15 protein-coding genes and 1 other annotated feature are annotated in these 18,704 nt (G+C 45.9%); of the genes, 5 read left to right on the forward strand and 10 right to left on the reverse strand.

Annotated features, from left to right (window positions below; genetic code table 11):
• The first annotated feature begins 90 nt into the window (after nucleotides 1-90).
• Nucleotides 91-328 (forward strand) — a binding site (T-box leader).
• A 217-nt stretch (nucleotides 329-545) separates the two neighbouring features.
• The 3 genes from HMPREF9469_RS01990 to HMPREF9469_RS02000 all read left to right on the forward strand — a co-directional run bounded on the left by HMPREF9469_RS01990 (nucleotide 546) and on the right by HMPREF9469_RS02000 (nucleotide 3,449).
• Complete coding sequence (locus HMPREF9469_RS01990; protein WP_007858646.1) at nucleotides 546-1,682, forward strand: ABC transporter substrate-binding protein; 1,137 nt, start codon at nucleotides 546-548, stop codon at nucleotides 1,680-1,682.
• Nucleotides 1,683-1,756: 74 nt separating this feature from the next.
• Nucleotides 1,757-2,683, forward strand: a complete 927-nt coding sequence (locus tag HMPREF9469_RS01995) for an ABC transporter permease (RefSeq protein WP_007858647.1) — start codon at nucleotides 1,757-1,759, stop codon at nucleotides 2,681-2,683.
• A complete protein-coding gene (locus tag HMPREF9469_RS02000) occupies nucleotides 2,676-3,449 on the forward strand; it encodes an ABC transporter ATP-binding protein (protein ID WP_007858648.1) in 774 nt (257 codons plus the stop codon). Before HMPREF9469_RS01995 ends, HMPREF9469_RS02000 begins: the two co-directional genes overlap by 8 nt.
• A 111-nt stretch (nucleotides 3,450-3,560) precedes the next feature.
• Here the strand turns inward: HMPREF9469_RS02000 and HMPREF9469_RS02005 are convergent, their stop codons facing one another.
• The 4 genes from HMPREF9469_RS02005 to HMPREF9469_RS02020 all read right to left on the reverse strand — a co-directional run bounded on the left by HMPREF9469_RS02005 (nucleotide 3,561) and on the right by HMPREF9469_RS02020 (nucleotide 8,514).
• Nucleotides 3,561-5,306, reverse strand: coding sequence for an extracellular solute-binding protein (locus tag HMPREF9469_RS02005; protein ID WP_007858649.1), 1,746 nt, complete (start codon nucleotides 5,304-5,306; stop codon nucleotides 3,561-3,563).
• Nucleotides 5,307-5,340: 34 nt separating this feature from the next.
• Nucleotides 5,341-6,234 (reverse strand): carbohydrate ABC transporter permease, encoded by an 894-nt coding sequence (locus HMPREF9469_RS02010; protein ID WP_007858650.1) that lies wholly within the window; start codon nucleotides 6,232-6,234, stop codon nucleotides 5,341-5,343.
• Between the two features lie 82 nt (nucleotides 6,235-6,316).
• Entirely contained in the window at nucleotides 6,317-7,261 is a 945-nt protein-coding gene (locus HMPREF9469_RS02015) for an ABC transporter permease (RefSeq protein WP_007858652.1), read from the reverse strand.
• Between the two features lie 32 nt (nucleotides 7,262-7,293).
• Nucleotides 7,294-8,514, reverse strand: a complete 1,221-nt coding sequence (locus HMPREF9469_RS02020) for an ROK family transcriptional regulator (protein WP_007858654.1) — start codon at nucleotides 8,512-8,514, stop codon at nucleotides 7,294-7,296.
• A gap of 241 nt (nucleotides 8,515-8,755) precedes the next feature.
• Between HMPREF9469_RS02020 and HMPREF9469_RS02025 the strand changes: the two genes are divergently transcribed.
• Both HMPREF9469_RS02025 and HMPREF9469_RS02030 read left to right on the forward strand, forming a co-directional pair.
• Complete coding sequence (locus HMPREF9469_RS02025) at nucleotides 8,756-10,324, forward strand: glycoside hydrolase family 32 protein (protein WP_007858660.1); 1,569 nt, start codon at nucleotides 8,756-8,758, stop codon at nucleotides 10,322-10,324.
• 23 nt (nucleotides 10,325-10,347) lie between these two features.
• A complete protein-coding gene (locus tag HMPREF9469_RS02030) occupies nucleotides 10,348-11,742 on the forward strand; it encodes a glycoside hydrolase family 32 protein (protein WP_007858662.1) in 1,395 nt (464 codons plus the stop codon).
• 481 nt (nucleotides 11,743-12,223) lie between these two features.
• On the opposite strand, the gene HMPREF9469_RS02035 is transcribed toward HMPREF9469_RS02030, so the two are convergent.
• From HMPREF9469_RS02035 to HMPREF9469_RS02060, 6 genes are all read right to left on the reverse strand, one after another.
• The gene (locus HMPREF9469_RS02035; protein WP_195415290.1) at nucleotides 12,224-12,949 is read right to left on the reverse strand and encodes a hypothetical protein; all 726 of its coding nucleotides are present in this window, start codon (nucleotides 12,947-12,949) and stop codon (nucleotides 12,224-12,226) included.
• A gap of 186 nt (nucleotides 12,950-13,135) precedes the next feature.
• A complete protein-coding gene (locus tag HMPREF9469_RS02040) occupies nucleotides 13,136-14,170 on the reverse strand; it encodes a sugar kinase (protein WP_007858665.1) in 1,035 nt (344 codons plus the stop codon).
• Between the two features lie 178 nt (nucleotides 14,171-14,348).
• Nucleotides 14,349-15,380, reverse strand: a complete 1,032-nt coding sequence (locus tag HMPREF9469_RS02045) for a sugar kinase (protein ID WP_007858666.1) — start codon at nucleotides 15,378-15,380, stop codon at nucleotides 14,349-14,351.
• A 31-nt stretch (nucleotides 15,381-15,411) separates the two neighbouring features.
• Nucleotides 15,412-16,062, reverse strand: a complete 651-nt coding sequence (locus tag HMPREF9469_RS02050; RefSeq protein ID WP_007858667.1) for a bifunctional 2-keto-4-hydroxyglutarate aldolase/2-keto-3-deoxy-6-phosphogluconate aldolase — start codon at nucleotides 16,060-16,062, stop codon at nucleotides 15,412-15,414.
• Nucleotides 16,063-16,201: 139 nt separating this feature from the next.
• Nucleotides 16,202-16,963 (reverse strand): IclR family transcriptional regulator, encoded by a 762-nt coding sequence (locus HMPREF9469_RS02055; RefSeq protein ID WP_007858668.1) that lies wholly within the window; start codon nucleotides 16,961-16,963, stop codon nucleotides 16,202-16,204.
• Between the two features lie 219 nt (nucleotides 16,964-17,182).
• Nucleotides 17,183-18,664, reverse strand: coding sequence for a UxaA family hydrolase (locus HMPREF9469_RS02060; RefSeq protein WP_007858670.1), 1,482 nt, complete (start codon nucleotides 18,662-18,664; stop codon nucleotides 17,183-17,185).
• Nucleotides 18,665-18,704 lie beyond the last annotated feature (40 nt).

Genomic DNA, 18,704 nt, shown 5'->3' on the forward strand with positions numbered 1-18,704 from the left:
ACATTTTGACAACCAATTAAAGTAATTTTCACAAAATTTAAAAAACCTATTGACAAATGCACTCCATTGTATTAAGATACGGGTTAATAAAATAAACCGTAGAGAAAGAGGAGTAAGCTTCCAAAGCATTAACACAGAGAGCCGCAGGTGGTGGGATTGCGGTATAAGGCTGGCAGCTGAATGGACTTTTGAGGGCGGTCCTGAAAGATTTTTCCGTATGGACCGACGGATTCCGCAACCGTTATGCATGCGGCACATATGATAGTATGTGTAAAGTGGACTTTTTAGTCAATTTGAGTGGCACCGCGGATTTAATTTCGTCTCAATTATGGTCAATACCATAGTTGGGGCGTTTTTTTATGCAGTAAACAGGCTGTCATACATGGCAGCTGCAGTTTTTTGCCAACCTATGCCCCACTGACACCCGGTAATTTCAGGCAGCGCGCACCTGGGGTTCCAGGAAAAAGCCTTCTCCAACGGAATTTTATTGATGAATCAACTGAGAAACGATCAAACATTTTAGTATATTCAGGAGGATATTTATTATGAAAAAGACAATTGCAATGCTTTTAACCGCAGCCGTAAGCGCATCCCTGTTAGCCGGATGCGGATCATCTTCACAATCATCTTCACAATCATCTTCACAAAATACAACCACTGCCCAGGCAGGTGCGGAGACCAATTCAGCGGCAGACACCCAATCCGGGAATTCCGCCAAGGAGACTCCGGAGTCTTCATCCGAAGCCGCTGACAAGGCAGAAAGCAATGCTTCCTATACCATCGGCATTGGCCAGTTTGCAGAGCACGGTTCCCTGGACAACTGCCGCGAGGGCTTTTTGGCCGGTCTGGCCGAGTCCGGCATCCAGGAGGGGAAAAACCTGACCATCCTCTATGAAAACTCCCAGGCAGACGGCGGAACCGCAAGCCAGATCGCAACCAACTTCGCCGGTAAGGAAGTGGACCTGATGTGCGGCATTGCAACCCCTATGGCACAGGCGGAATACGGCGTGGCCAAGAAGTCAAGTACCCCGGTCATCTTCACAGCTGTAACAGACCCGGTTGCCGCAGAGCTGGCCAATGCGGACGGAACCCCCGTGGGTGAGATCACAGGAACCAGCGATAAGCTTCCAGTGGAACAGCAGCTTAAAATGATCCGCGCCATCCTTCCCGATGCAAAGAAGATCGGAATCATGTACACCACCAGCGAGGTAAATTCCGAATCAGCCATTGCCGAATACAAAGAGCTTGCACCAAACTATGGATTTGAGATCGTGGACACCGGTGTCTCCTCCTCAGCCGACATTTCCCTGGCTGCCGATACATTGATCAATAAAGTGGACTGTATCACAAACCTTACAGACAATACCGTTGTTGCATCCCTTCCTGTGATCCTTGACAAGGCCGCCGCCAAGAATATTCCCGTATTTGGAAGCGAAATAGAGCAGGTAAAGATCGGTTGCCTGGCTGCCATGGGACTGGATTACATTGAACTTGGAAAACAGACCGGAAAGATGGCTGCACAGGTTTTAAAGGGCGAGAAAAAGGCCAGCGAACTGAATTATGAAACCATTAAGGAGGCTGCATTCTACGGCAATACCAAGGTGGCTGAAAACCTGGGCATCACCCTGCCGGAGGATCTGACAACAGGCGCAGCAGAGCTCTTCTCAGAAATCACACAATAGATATAATTAAGAAGCGCTCATACGTGTATTCCGGGAATCTCCCGGAGTACACATAACGGATTGGGAGGAACATCATGACAACGATTATTTTTGGTATCTTTGAAGAAGGCCTGGTTTATGCCATCATGGCTCTAGGCGTATACATCACCTATAAGATTCTGGATTTTCCGGATCTTTCCGTGGATGGAACATTTCCCCTGGGCGCCGCCCTCACTGCCATCGGCATTGCAAACGGCTTCCTGCATCCATTTGCCGCCCTTATCCTGTCCTTTGCGGCAGGAGCTGCGGCAGGATGCATCACAGGATTGATCCACGTGAAGCTGAAGGTCCGGGACCTGCTTTCGGGGATCATTGTCATGACCGCTCTCTATTCCATCAACCTGCGGATCGCGGGCAAGTCTAATCTTCCCATTTTCAGCAAGGACACCATTTTCAGCAACTCATTCCTGTCTGAACATGTGCCCGCTGCCATGTCCCCCTATGTTGTGACCATCATCCTGCTTGTCATTGTCCTGGTCTGCAAACTGCTCCTGGACGCCTATCTGAAAACCAGGTCCGGTTATCTGTTAAGGGCCGTGGGCGACAATGATGTGCTGGTCACCTCTCTGGCCAAGGACAAGGGAATGGTAAAGATCGTGGGCCTGGCCATTGCCAACGGCTTTGCCGCCCTGGCAGGCAGCGTATACTGCCAGCAGAAAGGATTCTTTGATATCTCCATCGGCACAGGGACCATTGTCATCGGCCTGGCCAATGTAATTATCGGAACCCAGCTGTTTAAGCGGTTTGGATTTGTCAAGTCCACCACGGCTGTCATCATCGGCTCCATCATCTACAAGGCCTGTGTATCCCTGGCCCTTTTGCTGAACGATATCAAAATAGGAAGCCTGACCATCTCCATCCCGGTAACAGCCTCGGACCTGAAGCTGATCACCTCCATCCTGTTCCTGATCATCCTGGTGTTAAGCACCTCCAGGGGAAAGAAGGTAAAGAGCCATGCTTGAGTTAAAACATATCAATAAATATTACAATGCCGGCACCGTCAACGAAATGTGCCTGTTTGAGGATTTTAACCTCACCATCAAGGATCATCAGTTTGTGTCCGTGGTGGGCAGCAATGGTTCGGGAAAGACCTCCATGCTCAACATTATCTGCGGAAGCATTCCCCTGGACCAGGGCCGCATCATCATAGGCGGCCAGGACATCACCAGAATGCCTGAATACAGGCGCCAGCGCCGCATAGGCCGCGTATACCAGAACCCAGCCATGGGCACCTGCCCTTCCATGACCATCTTAGAGAACATGTCCCTGGCTGACAATAAAGGCAAAGCGTTCAACCTTTGCCCCGGAACCAATAAACAGCGCGTGGAGGCTTACCGCGAAGCCCTACACTCCCTGGGATTAGGGCTGGAGGATAAAATGGACGTAAAGGTAGGAGTCCTCTCCGGCGGCCAGCGCCAGGCCATGGCACTGCTCATGTCCACCATGACCCCCATCGAATTCCTGATCCTGGATGAACACACCGCTGCTCTGGATCCCAAAACAGCTGAGACCATCATGGAACTCACCGGCAAAATCGTAAAAGAAAAACAACTGACCACCATCATGGTAACACACAACCTGCGCTATGCCGTGGAATACGGGGACCGTCTTCTCATGATGCATCAGGGACACGCCATCATAGACAAGGAAGGCAGTGAAAAGCAGTCCATGTGCATTGAGGATATTTTGGCGCGGTTTAATGAGATCAGCATTGAGTGCGGGAATTGAGTAAAGAGTAATGGGGATTAGTAGAGGGAATTGAGCGGTCGTTTGGAATCGTTATAAATATTAACAAGAGCCGGCAAATGAATGTTGCATCATTCGCCGGCTCTTGTTTAATTATTGCTGCTCAGAATAGCGATCATAGATTGTTTGGAAAAGCTCCATTAACTGGGGTAATCCGGCAGCGTCAAGTTCTTGCAGATATTTATCCCAGGTCGCATCCGCGTCTCCATCTAAAATCCACTGCATACGGTATGAATTTACAATGTTCTTGATCTGAGGCTGAATCTGAGAAATAGTTGCCATCTCTTCTGCTGTTTTTAATACAGGGGGCATACTTTCAATCTCCTCAAGCCACTCATCCTTACCATTCACCCTCTGGTATTTTAACAGATTTTGTGCTGCATAATCATATTCCACCTTATCATCATAATAGCTGTTAAAAATAGCTGTAGGTCCCTTAGTACCACGCGTGTTATTACTCACCTCTGAAATAGTAGACCATGGCTCAGGAATTATAATGTTTCCGTTATCATCAAACTGGAATACCCATTTTCCTGTCTCATCTGCATGATAAACATATCCTTCCGGACTCCAGTTAAAGCTGATAGACATATCCGGGCTATATATATAGTCTACCATACGTGCTAACACTTCCGGATGCTCACACGCAGAAGTGATCACAAATCTTGCAGCCCTCTGCATTTCAGAGTTGTTTACCACCTCTCCGATCTTTCCGTTCGGACCCTCTAAACGCGGAAGGGGTGCATACTGTGCTCTTACATCTGCATTTGGAATTTCATTTTCAGGAGACCATGTACCAAAACAGCCATATAATGCGGTATCTCCCTTTATCTGATCCCAATATAAAGCATATCGTGGATTAGGAGATGGTGAAAATGCATTTACATCAATCAGACCTTCCTCATATAACTGATTGAAGAACTTTGCTGTCTCCTTATAGGCCGGATCCGCTGCCGTAAACGTCACTTTTCCGTCAATCACAACCATGTTATCATCTGCACGCTCATCTCCGGATGTTGTGGGAGTTCCGAACGCCATACAGAAACGGTTGAACACATCGTAAGAGTCATACATATCGGTTGATGCCAAACCTAAGGTAAACGGTATCTCATCATCAATACCATTTCCATTTAAATCACCCGCCGCCTTGAAAGCTCTCAGACAATCCACCCACTCATCTAACGTAGTAGGCATTTCTTTACCCACCTTATCAAGCCAGTCCTGATTGATTAAGAATGGTCCCGGTGTGCGGACAAGTCCATACATTTCTTCGATATATGGAAACCCATAACGATTTCCATCCGGAGCAGTAGCAAGTGCTTTATATTCCGGGTGTTCTTCATATATCTTTGTTAAATTAGGCATATACTTTTCTTCCAGTTCATTTACGGGAATCAGCAGATCCTGGCCCATATAAATGCTGATCATATCATTACTGATACAATCCCAGAAAGCATCAGGAAGATCGCTTCCCGTCATCATCAGATTTATTTTTTCTGTCAACCCTACTGTCGGCACCTCTTCCCACTCAATCCTGATACCTGTATCTTCCTCTAATTTTTTGGACATGGGAAGTTCCGATGTATTTACAGTCTGCAATGGATCTCTCGACCGTACAATATGGAATACAGGCGCATTTTCCGAATCTGTAACAATCGGCATATTTCCGGGTGTCAGGTCAAACATCTCTGCTGCATCTGATGATTCAGTTCCTGAGGTGGATGCTGCAGCGGGCCCCCCTCCGCCTTCCAGCGCATTAGTTCCTCCTCCGCAACCTGCAAGAGACGATAATGCCATAACCATAGTTAAAGCAAGTGACATAACTTTTTTTCTCTTCATTTCTTTTCCTCCTACAATATATGTTTTTCTGCTACTACCCCTTAACCGCTCCCACAGTCACTCCCTTGACAAAATATTTCTGAAGGAACGGGTATACACATAATAACGGTATTGCCGAAACTACGATAATACCATATTTCATCTGTTCTGCCATCTTTTGTCTCATAGCCGCATCCAATGCATCCGCACTCATAGAAGCAGCTTGATTAGACAGAACAAGGTTTCTTAACACCACCTGAAGCGGCATCTTATCTCCTGTCCTTAAAAACATAAGAGGATTCATAAAAGAGTTCCACTGCGCCGTTGCATAAAACAAGATCATTACTGCTATGATTGTTGTTGATATTGGTATTACTACCCTGAAAAAAATCTGAAACTCATTACATCCGTCAATTTTGGCCGCCTCTGTAATTTCTACAGGTATGCTGGATTCAAAGAATGTACGGCAAATTATAAAATTCCATACGGAAACTGCCGTTGGCATTGTAACTGCCCATATTGAATCATAGATACGAAGTTTATTAATGACCAAAAATAATGGTATCAAACCTCCTTGAAAGAACATTGTAAAAGTAAATAAAAACATAATCTGTTTACGCCCCATTAAATCTCTTCTGGAAAGTGCATAAGCGCCAGGAATTGTCAAACATATTGAAAGTACCGTACCTACTACTGTATATTTAATCGTATTCCAGTATCCACTCCATATATCTCTGTACTCAAAAATCTTTTTATAGCCATCCAGATACAACTTCTTGGGATACAGCAGCATTTTGCCCGTATTGACAATATCCGGATCCGTAAAAGATGCTACCAGCACATAATACAAAGGATACAGAATCATAATACAAAGCACAGTTAAAAGTATGATAATTACAATGTCAAATCCCAAATCCCCTTTTTTTATTATTCTTTTCTTAGCTTTCATCGCCCTGCCTCCTATTCAGCTTTTATCCCATCCCCCGTGTATAACAGATTAGAACTTTCATTGTGAAGTAATTTTATGTTCTCTAGAATAAGCTGATATCCGTAGTTTTTTTGGAAATGAAATTTGTACTGGCCAAAAGTATAAAATTTACAACCGAGTTAAACAAACCAACTGCTGTTGCAAAACTGTATTGTGCTTTTAACAGTCCGCTTTTATATACATATGTAGAAATAATCTCACTGGTTGCCAGATTGGATCCAGCCTGCATCAGGTATGCCTTCTCATATCCGATCGTCATCAACTGCCCGACTGCAAGTATCAACATTATAATGATTGTAGGAAGTATCAATGGGATATCAATATAAAGAATACGCTTTAATTTAGAAGCTCCGTCCATAATGGCCGCTTCATAATAATCAGGTGATATGCCTGCCAATGCCGCAATATATATAATTGCATTAAATCCCATCATCTGCCAGATACCGGATATGATATACAGCGGCCTAAAATATTCCGGACGTGACATGAACATAAGAGGACGACTTCCCATATTCTGGATCAAAATATTAACAAATCCAGTTCCTGGCGCTAATATTACCTGCATAATAGATACAATAACAACTGCTGATACGAAGTAGGGTGCATAGGATACTGTTTGTACAAATTTTCTGAAATGTTTCTGCGTTATTTGGTTCACCATCAAAGCAAACACAATTGGTATAGGAAAAGAGATCGCTAGTTGCTGAAGGCTTAATATCAATGTGTTGGAAATCACCTGCCGAGCAATATTGGTGGAAAAAAATTGCTTGAAATACTTTAACCCTGCCCAGTGGCTTCCCATGATACCATCTGCAGCCCTATAGTCCTTAAAAGCTATGAGCAGACCATACATTGGTCCATACATAAATGCTGCCAGCCATATCAATGAGGGGAGCAATAGAACATACAACTGCCAACTGTGCCTAAATCCTCTTTTCAGCCATCCATTTTCTCTTACTTCATGTTTATCAGTAATCCCCTTGTTCATATTATTTCCCTCCTAACTTGTTAACCATTTCCTTAATGCTTCCCTATCGACAAGAAACTTGACGGATTTTTAAGGAAACGATCCGTAGCTAAAGCAGCTGCACCGTATAAGACCGGATCAATTTTAAATGTTGAAAAGTCCATGGAAAGTTTGGAGTATATCTCTGGCAAAATCCGTTCTCTCACTACTTCACGTATACTGTCCATAAGAAGTGTACCGCCCTTTGCCATTGTATTTCCAATGACAATAGCGGAAGGGTCATAGGCATTAACTAGTGTAACTATGCCATAGCCTAAGTATCTCCCCGCATACTCTACCATACTGCATGCCAGTTCATCCCCTGCGTAGGCTGCGTCAAATATATGCTCAGCTGTCAATTGATAATGAATTGAAAGTATACTCTCCGGATGTTCCTTTAACAGCTCGCGCGTTTTTTTCACAAATGCCAGAGACGAACAGTATCCTTCCAGACATCCATAATTTCCGCATCCACACCGCTGTCCATTCACATTAACACTGATATGTCCAATTTCAGCTGCAATTCCATTAGCGCCGGTTAACATACTGCCGTTTACCACAACCCCTGCTCCGATTCCTTCATCTGCCAAAAGATAAACTAATGTTCCTGTAGCCATGGCAAATTGCCCGAACCACCATTCTGCAATTGCAGCGGCATTGGCATCGTGCTCAATAAAAACAGGTACTCCTCCTAAATCTGAAAACTCCTTTTTTAGATTAAGAAAATTCCATCCTGTTGTTTCAGTCATAACAGCAATCTTCGACTCTTTACGAAGATATGGTCCTGGTACAGTAACTCCTACAGCTATAATACCTTTACTACGGCTGATATAATCTTCCGCCACTTCCCGGATTTTGCGTATACTGGTCTGGGGACTCTGATCTTTCGGAATGGCTTCTTTATAAATATCATAGTCATGTCCTCCTATATCAAACAAGCCAATAGAGAACGAACGTCTTGATATCTTGATTCCAATCACCTTATAATCTGCCGCATTGAGTATAACCCCACGTGACCGTCTACCCAACTCTCCGGTAATGAATCCTGTCTCATGAACAATATTCAGTTCGATCAGCGCGGACATAATTTTGGAAATTGTAGCCTGGGTAAGTCCAGTTTCCTTAGCCAAATCCGCTCTGGAGCATACACCATTACGTTTCAAGCATTGAAGAATGACCGCACGATTTGACATCAGCAAATCTTCATTATTCAGCCCCTTGACAGATTTGTTCATTTTACCTCCAACATTTTGCATTTTTTATTTATTTTCATTTATAGCTTAACACAGTTAAGTAATGAAATCAATATTATATACAATTATTTTCAATTAAAATTATATTTTTGTATCTTTTTAACAAATAATATTTCAAATTTTAGATAATACATCAATTGAAAATCATTTTTTTCATGTTACCATATTAATAGAGTTAAGTAATATCTTATCTGTCAACCTTTGTTTTGGAAAGGAATATCTTATGAAACAGACTTATGAAAAGAAATATGTTTCTAAAATCCCACAAGAATACTATCCCCAAGAAAGCGAAGCACAGTATGAAGCGTTAAAAGGCAGTGCCCAATTAAAGGAATTTGCAGAGTACAGGCAGGAGATGAAAGATCATCCGTATATGCCCTCTTACCATTTCTGGGCCCCAAACGGAAAGATAAACGATCCCAATGGCTTATGTTACTGGAACGGAAATTATCATCTGTTCTATCAAGCTTATCCTCCCAATGATCCCAGACAGCACTGGGGACATACAGTGAGCAGCGATATGGTGCATTGGAAGGATCTTCCATTAGCCATCTATCCGGATATAGAGTATGCAGTATTCAGCGGTTCTTCACTTGTAGAGAATGACAGGGTGATTGCCATGTACCATGGACGTGGAATTGGTAATATGATCGCCACTTCCCATGATCCTATGCTGCTAAATTGGGAGAAAAATGAGCATTGCCCCGTTATACCCCTGACTCCAAATAGTTCAGACGGCAGGCCCTACCGCGTATTTGATCCATTTATCTGGAAAGAGGATGAAGGCTATTATGCTCTATCCGGCTGCTACTATGGAGAAGAGGAAGCCCGTCATACAGGTTATAATAACAAAATGGTGGAGCACCTGTTTTTCTCTCAAGATTTGTCCCGTTGGACTTATATGGGCGAATTGACAGAAGACGGATTTCCCCAATTGGAATTAGGCAATGATGGCGCCTGCCCTTATTTCTGGCCGATAGGAACAGAAGGCAAATATCTACTATTCCATTTTAGCCATCGTACCGGTCCTCATTGTCTGTTAGGGACCTATGATAAAATACTGCATAAATTTTATCCAGAAAAACACATGCGGTTTAATTTTGGCCCTATCGGTTGCTCCAGTTATCAGGCGCCCTGCACTACACCAGATGGAAAAGGTGGTCTTTACCTGATTTATAATACCACCGATGCTAACTTGACGCTAACAAGGCAAGGCTGTATGACAGTCATGCATCATGTAATAGTCAATAAAAAGGGCTATCTCAATATTGAGCCGGTTGAAGCACTAAACAGTTTACATACTTCACATTTTTCCTGCCATAGTTTAAATCTTGCTGCGTTCCGGGAAACGATCCTGGATGTTAATGGAAACGCATTGGATATTCATTTGACACTAGATTTAACCAGTGCACGCGGCTTAACACTGCGCGTACTCCGCTCACCAGATGGCATGGAGCATACAGACATTACCGTCAATCGCTCCCGTATGCGGCGCGGAGATTCAATTGTTTCTGAATACTATCTGATTGCGGACACCACCCGTTCCTCTCTGTCTCCTGATGCAGAGGGACGTAATCCGGAAGTAATGAATATCCCGGACGTTGAAGAAAGTCATCTGGACCTGCGGATTTTAGTTGACCGATGTATGGTAGAAATATTTGCAAATGGAAGAATCACCATGATGCAAATGATGTATCCTTCTAAAGACAGTACGCAGGTATCACTGGAAGCCCTTGGAGGAAACATAACAATAAACTCATTGGATATCTGGAATATGGCCAGTATCTATTAGTACTTAGGAGGGATAATTTATATATGAGTACCATGGGAGTACGTGATTTCAGACCAAAGATACATTTTACCGCCCCCTCTATGTGGATTAATGATCCCAATGGTATGTTTTTCGCCAATGGAACATATCATCTCTTTTATCAATACCATCCCGGCTCAACTGTGTGGGGGCCAATGCATTGGGGACATGCAGTCAGCCAAGATTTGATTCATTGGAAACATCTACCTGTTGCGCTCTATCCTGATTCTTTGGGGACTATTTTCTCTGGCTCAGCTGTTTATGATGCGGAAAATACATCCGGGCTGGGTGCTATGGGATGCTCTCCGGTTGTTGCTATATACACCCAGAATCTGGAAGGACCAAATGGGAAAAGCGATCGAAAACAGCATCAAAGTATTGCCTACTCACTGGATGGAATAAATTTTATAAAATATTTCAACAATCCTGTACTTCCATGCCCTCCGGATCAAACAGATTTCCGAGATCCAAAGGTTTTTAAAAACCAGATTATTAAATGTTGGAGCATGGTAGTATCCAGCGGTGATCATGTAGAATTTTACCGTTCGGATGATCTGCTCCGTTGGGATAAAACCGGTGAGTTCGGGCAGGGAACCAGCCTTCTCCCTCATCAGGGTATATGGGAATGCCCGGATTTGTTCAGACTTCAAACACCTGATGGAACAAAAGATATTTTCATTGTAAGTCTGAGCTTGGATGCTGAATATGGCGGCTCAAGAACAGGATACTTTACAGGTGTTTTTGATGGATATACGTTTGTTCCAGACCCCCAATCAAAATTCCAATGGCTGGACCAAGGCTTTGATAATTACGCTGGCGTTACTTTTAATCATTCCGATCATAGGATTCTGATGGGATGGGCCAGCAATTGGAAATATGCATCACAATGCCCAACAAATGAATATTGTGGTGCCATGACACTGGCCCGTAAACTCTCCCTAATAAAAACCCCTGATGGGTACAGATTGGCATCTGCACCGGCAGGTCTTCAATCTCTCATCACTAACCTGCGCCTTTTAAATGATCGCGATGTCATCACATCTGAGGTATTTGGACTTGACCTGAGAGGAAACGGCGATGGAATAATCTCATTTTCCAATGACCGCGGTCAGACGCTTCAATTCGGGATCAAAGATAACTCATTATTCTTTGACCGTTCATCAGCTGGAAGAAATGATTTTTCCAAAGAATTTAACAGAAAATATTTTTCAGAACGGTTTGCATCACGCTTCTTTTCAGGCCCCTGGCAGATGGAAGTTATTTTTGATGTATCCCATATCGAACTGTTTCTTGATCACGGAACAGTTACTATGAGCTGCTGTATTTATCCCGATACACCGTATACGCAACTCGAATTTACCGGAGATATTGCCGGGCGATATATGGATTTTCGGGTTTAATACAACAAAAAAACTACTAGCTATGTTCCGTAGCCAGTAGTTTTTATTTACTCTTTCATAAAATCTGCAGTCTTACATACTTACCGCAACATAAAATAAAGATTAACCGCATATCGTTCTACCATACCGGCACCTCTAACTAACGATTGCATATTGATTGTATAATTATCACACAATGGTTAATTCCTGGCAAGAGATCAGTGCGCTGCAGGTGAAGGGAACGGGGATGGGGATGCGGATGCATCCACAGGGTCGCAGGTCTTAGGCCGTAAAAACCGGCGTTAAGAGGCTGACGCCCTTTGTCTGAACTCTATATCTAAAGCCGGGAAGAGGCTGACCGCGAGTTTTAGACGGCCAGCCTCTTGTTCTTAGACGGTTTTCAGAGTCTTAGAGCTGCTAGACCCGCAGCCTCCGCTGCCGTTGCCCCATTTCCTGAACGGACGGATGCACCTTCTCCCCTTCTCACCTATTAAATCTGAATCTACTCCGCAAACACCATGATCTTCACTGCTGCATTGTCATCATCTGACCATACCACGCATTTTCTTCCCTGGGTCAGGTCGTCCAGTGTGACAATATTTCTTGTAAGATATGGGAATATGTTGCAGTCCGGAGCCAGTGTGTATTCGGTGCCGTCCACTGCCGTCAATACGGACTTGGAGGTTGCGGCATCTGTGATCATGGACTTGACCTCCACAAAATCCGGTACCTTTGCGTCTGCCGGTATGTTGGCAAAGATCACTTCCGCATTGGTCATAGGCGGAAGGCTCATGGTCATGGCCGGGCCGATGTATGCGTAGATAGTCTCCCCGTCCTTAATATCCTCCGCCTTAATAGGAAGCCCGGTAACTGCATCCAGTATGTATGTGGCGTCTGAGGATACATTGAGGATGATCTCCCCGCTGCTGCTCATGCCGGACTGATTATCAATGGACAGCCTGCCGTCTTCCATCTTTGTAACCGGTCCGTAAATGCGGATGGACTGAAGCGCTTCCGCCTGGCTCTCCTCCATACTCTCAATAGCGCCTGTCACTGACTCAACCACGGTGGTGTCTTCCACTGTTGTCTCCTCTTTGGATGCCTCCTGGCTCTCCTGTGTGGCTGCTGTGGTTCCGGATGAAGCATTGGCATTCGATGCACATCCTCCAATTCCAAGTACCACGGCTGCACAAACTCCTGCTGCATATAATCGATATTTTCTCAATATTATCTTCTCCTTTTCATGGGTAATGCCCTGATGACCGTTTGTGGTGCACAGAGCATTATTAATGTTTGTATGAGAAGTATATATCATTTATCGTCCATATCCAATAAAGGATTTCTTAATAATTCTGAATTATGGATTAACGTTGTGACAAATATTTCAAAGTTTTTACAATTTAGCAACAATTTCCTACCGGGCCATCTCAGACTGGGGACCTGTCTGGTTGTGAGCCTTGATAATGGTTTCAATTTCCTCCAGGTTGGACGAAGGCAGGTCCCCTGGAATGGTGTTCTTCACAGCAGCTGTGGCATTGCCGTAAGCAATGGCCTTGGAACAGTCACCGCCGCTGCTTAGCAGTCCGTACAGGGCGCCGGAGATATAAGCGTCCCCGCTTCCGATCCGGTCCACCACTTCAATATCCCGGTAAGGCTCTTCCTCATAATATTCATCCCTGGCAGCATCATAAATAACGGATCCAAATGTATGGCGTTTGGGACTGTGGACAATCCTCTGCGTAGAGGCCACAATGGAGATGGGAAATTCCTGGGAAAAGCTCTTCATCATCTCCTTGGCTGTTCCTGTCTTCAGGAAGGTCAGCCTTGCCGTATCCTCGGAACAGAAAAAGATATCTACATAGGGAAGGATGCGCAGGATGCATTCCCTTGCCTCATCCCCGGTCCACAGGTTGCCTCTGAAGTTCACATCAAAGGACACCAGAGTCCCGGCCGCCTTAAACCGCTTGATCATCTCAATGGTGGTCTCGCGGATCTTCTCATTCAGCGCCAGGGTAATCCCTGTTGTATGGAAACACTTGGAAGCCGTATACACCTCCTCGGGTATCTCATCAATGTTCAGTGAAAAAAAGGAACTGTTATTGCGGTCATAGATGACCTTTGGCTTTCTGGGATATGCGCCGTTCTCATAATAGTAAATGCCCACACGGGCTGAGGAAGACTGGTCGTACATAAAGAAATCATCGCTGACCCCAAAGGAACGGATCTTGCCTTTCATGAAACTGCCTATGTCATGGGCAGGCAGCTTGGATATAACGCCTGTATGAAGGCCTAAAAGAGCCGCGCCCACCGCCACGTTCAGTTCCGCCCCGCCAACCTGCTTCACAAATGTATCACCTCTGGACAGACGCTCATTGTCAGGCGGTGAAAGCCTTAAAAGCAGCTGTCCCAGGGTCAGTAGATCAAAATCCCTGCTGTTTTTTATTCCCATTATAACTCTCCTTTTATTCATATTGATCCTTCGGACACCCGTACTATTATAAGAAACGGCTAATTCCTGTACAGGATTAGCCGCTTCCAATTGTATGATTGTCACTTGTTCCGGTCACTTGCTCCGGTCACTTCTTCCGGTCATTACCCGATCCGATCATCTCTGTCTTCTGATCTGATTATCTCTGAACACGGCCTGAACCGTCACCGCCGGCCAGGTTATCCACGTCAGCACGTGACACCAAGTTAAAGTCGCCAGGGATCGTGTGCTTTAATGCAGATGCCGCTACGGCAAATTCCAGGGCTGCTTTCATATCCTTGCCGTCTGCCAGACCGCAGATCAGACCGCCTGCAAAGGAGTCTCCGCCGCCTACACGGTCCACAATAGGTGTAACCCTGTACTTTCTGGAGTGGTAGAATTCACGTGTCTTGCCATCCATGATGCATGCGGACCAGCCGTTGTCAGATGCGCTGTAGCTTTCGCGCAGGGAGCTGATGATATACTTAAAGCCGAACTTATCAGCCATCTGGTTAAAAATGTCAACATAGCCAGCCAGTTCCAGCTCACCGGAGGTAACATCTGTATTACCCGGCTTGAAGCCCAGAACCTTCTCAGCATCCTCTTCATTTCCAATGCACACGTCCACATACTGCATCAGGTTGGTCATAACCTTCTGTGCCTTCTCGGAAGACCACAGTTTCTTACGGAAGTTTAAGTCAACGGACACGGTTACGCCGTGAGCCTTTGCCGCCTTTAAAGCAGCCTCAGTCAGAGCGATGGCCGCATCGCTGACAGCTGGTGTGATACCTGTAAAATGGAACCAGTCAGCATCAGCAAAGATTTCATCAAAGTTGAACTCATCAGGAGTTGCTGTTGCAATGGCGCTGTTTGCACGGTCATAAACAACATTGGAAGCCCTCATTGCAGAACCGGTCTCCAGGAAGTAGATTCCCAGTCTCTCGCCGCTGCGTGCAATATGCTTTGTTCCTACATTATATTTTCTCAGTGCCGCCACTGCGCAGTCACCGATTGGATTCTTGGGGATAGCTGTCACAAACTGAACATCATGTCCGTAGTTGGCCAGAGATACAGCCACATTGGCCTCTCCGCCGCCGTAGTTGATATCAAACTCGTCTGCCTGGATGAATTTTTCATTGTTGGGGGTAGATAATCTTAACATGATTTCGCCCATGGTAACTATTTTTGCCATTGTATGATTCTCCTTTTTTTGAATGAATAGATTATGCTCTGGCTGCCGCCACTGCTGCAACAAATTCCTGTGCCTTTGCTGTCACTGCTGCGAAATCGCCTGTCTTAGCGCCCTTGGTCAGGCTGGAACCTGTGCCCACTGCATATGCGCCTGCCTTGATCCACTTGTCAACGTTGTCAACATCAACGCCGCCGGATGGCATGAACTCGCCCTGGGGAAGGGGTCCCTTAAAGGAGCTGATCGCTGCCGGTCCCACAATGTTGCCTGGGAATACCTTGATGATATCGCATCCGGCTTCCAACGCTGTGATCGCCTCGGTTGGAGTCATGACGCCCGGAAGCATAGGCACTCTGTAACGGTTGCAAAGCTTAATGGTATCTACGTTAAGACCAGGGCTTACAATATAGTTAGCGCCTGCCAGGATGCATGCCCTTGCGGTCTCAGGATCCAGTACAGTACCTGCGCCGATCACGATCTTGTCATTGTTTTTATACTTATTAGCCATCATCTTGATGAATTCAACAGGGTCGCCCTCATCCATGGTCATGGTCAGCTCAATAAAGTTAATGCCGCCCTCAATGATAGCGTCAACTACTTTCTCACCCTGCTCGTAGTTCTTTGCACGAACAACAGCAACCAGACAATCCTCTTTCATTCTTGCTAAAACGTGTTCTTTTTTCATTTCGCTTCTCCTTCTCTCTGAAAATTCGCATATACGAATCAGTTTCATATTTGCGATTTCTATAGTTAAATTTTAATCGTTACCGCATCATTTGTCAACAGCAAAAGAGGTAAAAAAACAAGTTTTTCTATGCCGGAATTCAGCATTTCCCCAAAAATCCCAGGAGCCTTGAAATCTCCGCTGCCTTTGCCTGCACCTGGCGTCCCAGGGCATCATAATCCTCTGTGGGTTTATAAAGGCTGGACACGCTGATCGCACCCATTACATTACCATCCTGCCCAAATACCGGCGCTCCCACACATTCCATGTGTTCCTCCAGTTCCCTGGCGTCAAAGGCATATCCCTTTTTTCGCACCCGTTCCAGCTCCTTCTCAAACTCTTCCCTGGTTCCAAGGGTCCGCCCCGTATGTTTTTTAAAGGTTATGCGCTCCAGCACCCGCCTCACTTCCTCCTCCTCTGTAAATGCCATAATGGCTTTTCCCAGGGACGTGCAGTAAATGGGATTCTTAGTGCCTACGGTTGCTGTGGTAATAATGGGGTTCTCAGGTTCAAACTTGCAGATGTACACAATGGCATCGTCCGTGCGTGTGCCAAAGAATACGGTCTTTCCCACCTCCCTTGAAAATGCCTTCAGCACCGGGTCAATGGTGCTGATAAAATCCAGGTTATTGGTATAATTGATACCGATCCTGTATGCCGTGAGGCCGATGGTGTAGCGCTGCTTCTGCTCCCTGGCCACATGTATCATCCCGGTCTGCACCAGGGTTGTCACTATGTCATAGCCGCTTGTCTTGGGCATATCAAGTTTTTCACATATCTCATCCAGCGTGATCCCATCCGGCTTTTTTGATACCAGTTTTAATATCTCCACGGTACGCAGTGTGGTTCTGTTCAGTTTCATGGACACCTCCCGCTTTATTGATATTCGCATATACATTATATATCCGTATATACGAAATTCATCTGATTTCAGTATACATCAACCCGTACCCTGATGCAAGTGGAAGTTACATGAAATCCTGCTTTTTAAGCGCGGCATCTCAGCGGACAAGGAAACACAGAGCCCAGGCGTCAGAGTGTGTTTCCCCCGCACTCCTGCCCAGGCTCCTTATATTATTCCCTACAGGGTCACTCCCTGCTTGAAAATAGCCATATCATGGAAGCCTGCTTCCTCTGACTTCACCTTTTTCCCGGAAGCCACTGCCAGCACATAGTCCAGCAGCTCCTGTGCAAGTTCTTCCTTTGTCATATCCTCCACCATGCGGCCCGCATTAAAATCGATCCAGTTGTCCTTATGCCCGGCCAGCTTGGAGTTGCTAGAGATCTTTACCGTGGGTACCGGGGAGGCAAAGGGCGTTCCCCTTCCTGTGGTAAAGAGCACCATGTGGGCGCCGGACACTGCCAGGGCCGTGGAGGCCACCAGATCGTTGCCCGGGGCGCTGAGCAGGTTAAGCCCCTTTACCTTCACCGGCTCCCCATATTCCAGAACACCTCTTACAAGCGCACTTCCCGACTTCTGGGTACAGCCCAGGGACTTGTCCTCCAGGGTTGAGATACCCCCCTTTTTGTTGCCCGGGGACGGATTCTCATAGATGGTCTGGTTATGGCTGGTAAAGTAATTCTTAAACCCATTGATCAGATCCACGGTCTTACCAAATAGTTCCGGTGTGGCGCAGCGGTTCATGAGGATGGTCTCGGCCCCGAACATCTCAGGCACTTCCGTAAGGATCGTAGTCCCGCCCTTGCTCACCAGCAGGTCTGAAAATGCTCCCACAACCGGATTGGCCGTAATGCCGGAAAGCCCATCGGAACCTCCGCACTTCATGCCGATGACCAGTTCGCTGGCATCTATCTTCTCCCTGGAAAATGCACCTGCATATGCGGCAAGTTCTTCCAGCATACCCATGGCCGTCTCCATCTCATCCTCCACATCCTGGCACTGGAGGAACTTCACCCGGTCCTTGTCATACTCGCCAATATAATCCATAAGCACAGGAATATTGCTGTTTTCACATCCCAGGCCAAGCACAAGCACTCCTCCGGCATTGGGGTGATGGATCATGTCAGCCAGCACCTTTCTTGTATTCTCCTGGTCATCTCCCATCTGGGAGCATCCATAGGGATGTGGAAATGCGATCACATCCTCCACCGTTCCCCCCGCCAGCTTCCCGGCCTGGGCTTCCAGCGCCTTTGCAATGGAATTGACACAGCCCACTGTGGGAATGATCCAGATCTCATTGCGGATGCCAACCTTGCCGTCCGCCCGGCGGTAGCCGTCAAAGAAAACATGGTCCGTGGGCTCCACATCCCTTCCGTCCGGTATATAATCATAGGTAAGAACATCTCCCAGCGCAGTCTTTACATTGTGCACATGAACCCAGCTGCCTGCCTTTATATCCTCTTTTGCGTATCCGATCCGGAAGCCGTATTTGACCACTTCCTCCCCTGACCTGATATCCCTTAAGGCAAACTTGTGGCCCTGGGGGATGTCCTCAGTGACGGCAACATCCGTTCCCTCCACGCATATGGTCTCTCCCATGGAAACCGGGCGCAGTGCAACGGCAACATTATCATTCCTGTTGATTTTAACAATATCCTGCATGGTCTTCACATTCTCCTATCATTTTATTTGAAATCCTGTG

It is taken from the genome of [Clostridium] citroniae WAL-17108 (assembly GCF_000233455.1).
Lineage (GTDB): Bacteria > Bacillota > Clostridia > Lachnospirales > Lachnospiraceae > Enterocloster > Enterocloster citroniae.

Coding starts and splice junctions, on each gene's coding strand:
- HMPREF9469_RS01990 (WP_007858646.1), top strand. CDS start 546: ATGAAAAAGACAATTGCAATGCTTTTAACCGCAGCCGTAAGCGCATCC.
- HMPREF9469_RS01995 (WP_007858647.1), top strand. CDS start 1,757: ATGACAACGATTATTTTTGGTATCTTTGAAGAAGGCCTGGTTTATGCC.
- HMPREF9469_RS02000 (WP_007858648.1), top strand. CDS start 2,676: ATGCTTGAGTTAAAACATATCAATAAATATTACAATGCCGGCACCGTC.
- HMPREF9469_RS02005 (WP_007858649.1), bottom strand. CDS start 5,306: ATGAAGAGAAAAAAAGTTATGTCACTTGCTTTAACTATGGTTATGGCA.
- HMPREF9469_RS02010 (WP_007858650.1), bottom strand. CDS start 6,234: ATGAAAGCTAAGAAAAGAATAATAAAAAAAGGGGATTTGGGATTTGAC.
- HMPREF9469_RS02015 (WP_007858652.1), bottom strand. CDS start 7,261: ATGAACAAGGGGATTACTGATAAACATGAAGTAAGAGAAAATGGATGG.
- HMPREF9469_RS02020 (WP_007858654.1), bottom strand. CDS start 8,514: ATGAACAAATCTGTCAAGGGGCTGAATAATGAAGATTTGCTGATGTCA.
- HMPREF9469_RS02025 (WP_007858660.1), top strand. CDS start 8,756: ATGAAACAGACTTATGAAAAGAAATATGTTTCTAAAATCCCACAAGAA.
- HMPREF9469_RS02030 (WP_007858662.1), top strand. CDS start 10,348: ATGAGTACCATGGGAGTACGTGATTTCAGACCAAAGATACATTTTACC.
- HMPREF9469_RS02040 (WP_007858665.1), bottom strand. CDS start 14,170: ATGGGAATAAAAAACAGCAGGGATTTTGATCTACTGACCCTGGGACAG.
- HMPREF9469_RS02045 (WP_007858666.1), bottom strand. CDS start 15,380: ATGGCAAAAATAGTTACCATGGGCGAAATCATGTTAAGATTATCTACC.
- HMPREF9469_RS02050 (WP_007858667.1), bottom strand. CDS start 16,062: ATGAAAAAAGAACACGTTTTAGCAAGAATGAAAGAGGATTGTCTGGTT.
- HMPREF9469_RS02055 (WP_007858668.1), bottom strand. CDS start 16,963: ATGAAACTGAACAGAACCACACTGCGTACCGTGGAGATATTAAAACTG.
- HMPREF9469_RS02060 (WP_007858670.1), bottom strand. CDS start 18,664: ATGCAGGATATTGTTAAAATCAACAGGAATGATAATGTTGCCGTTGCA.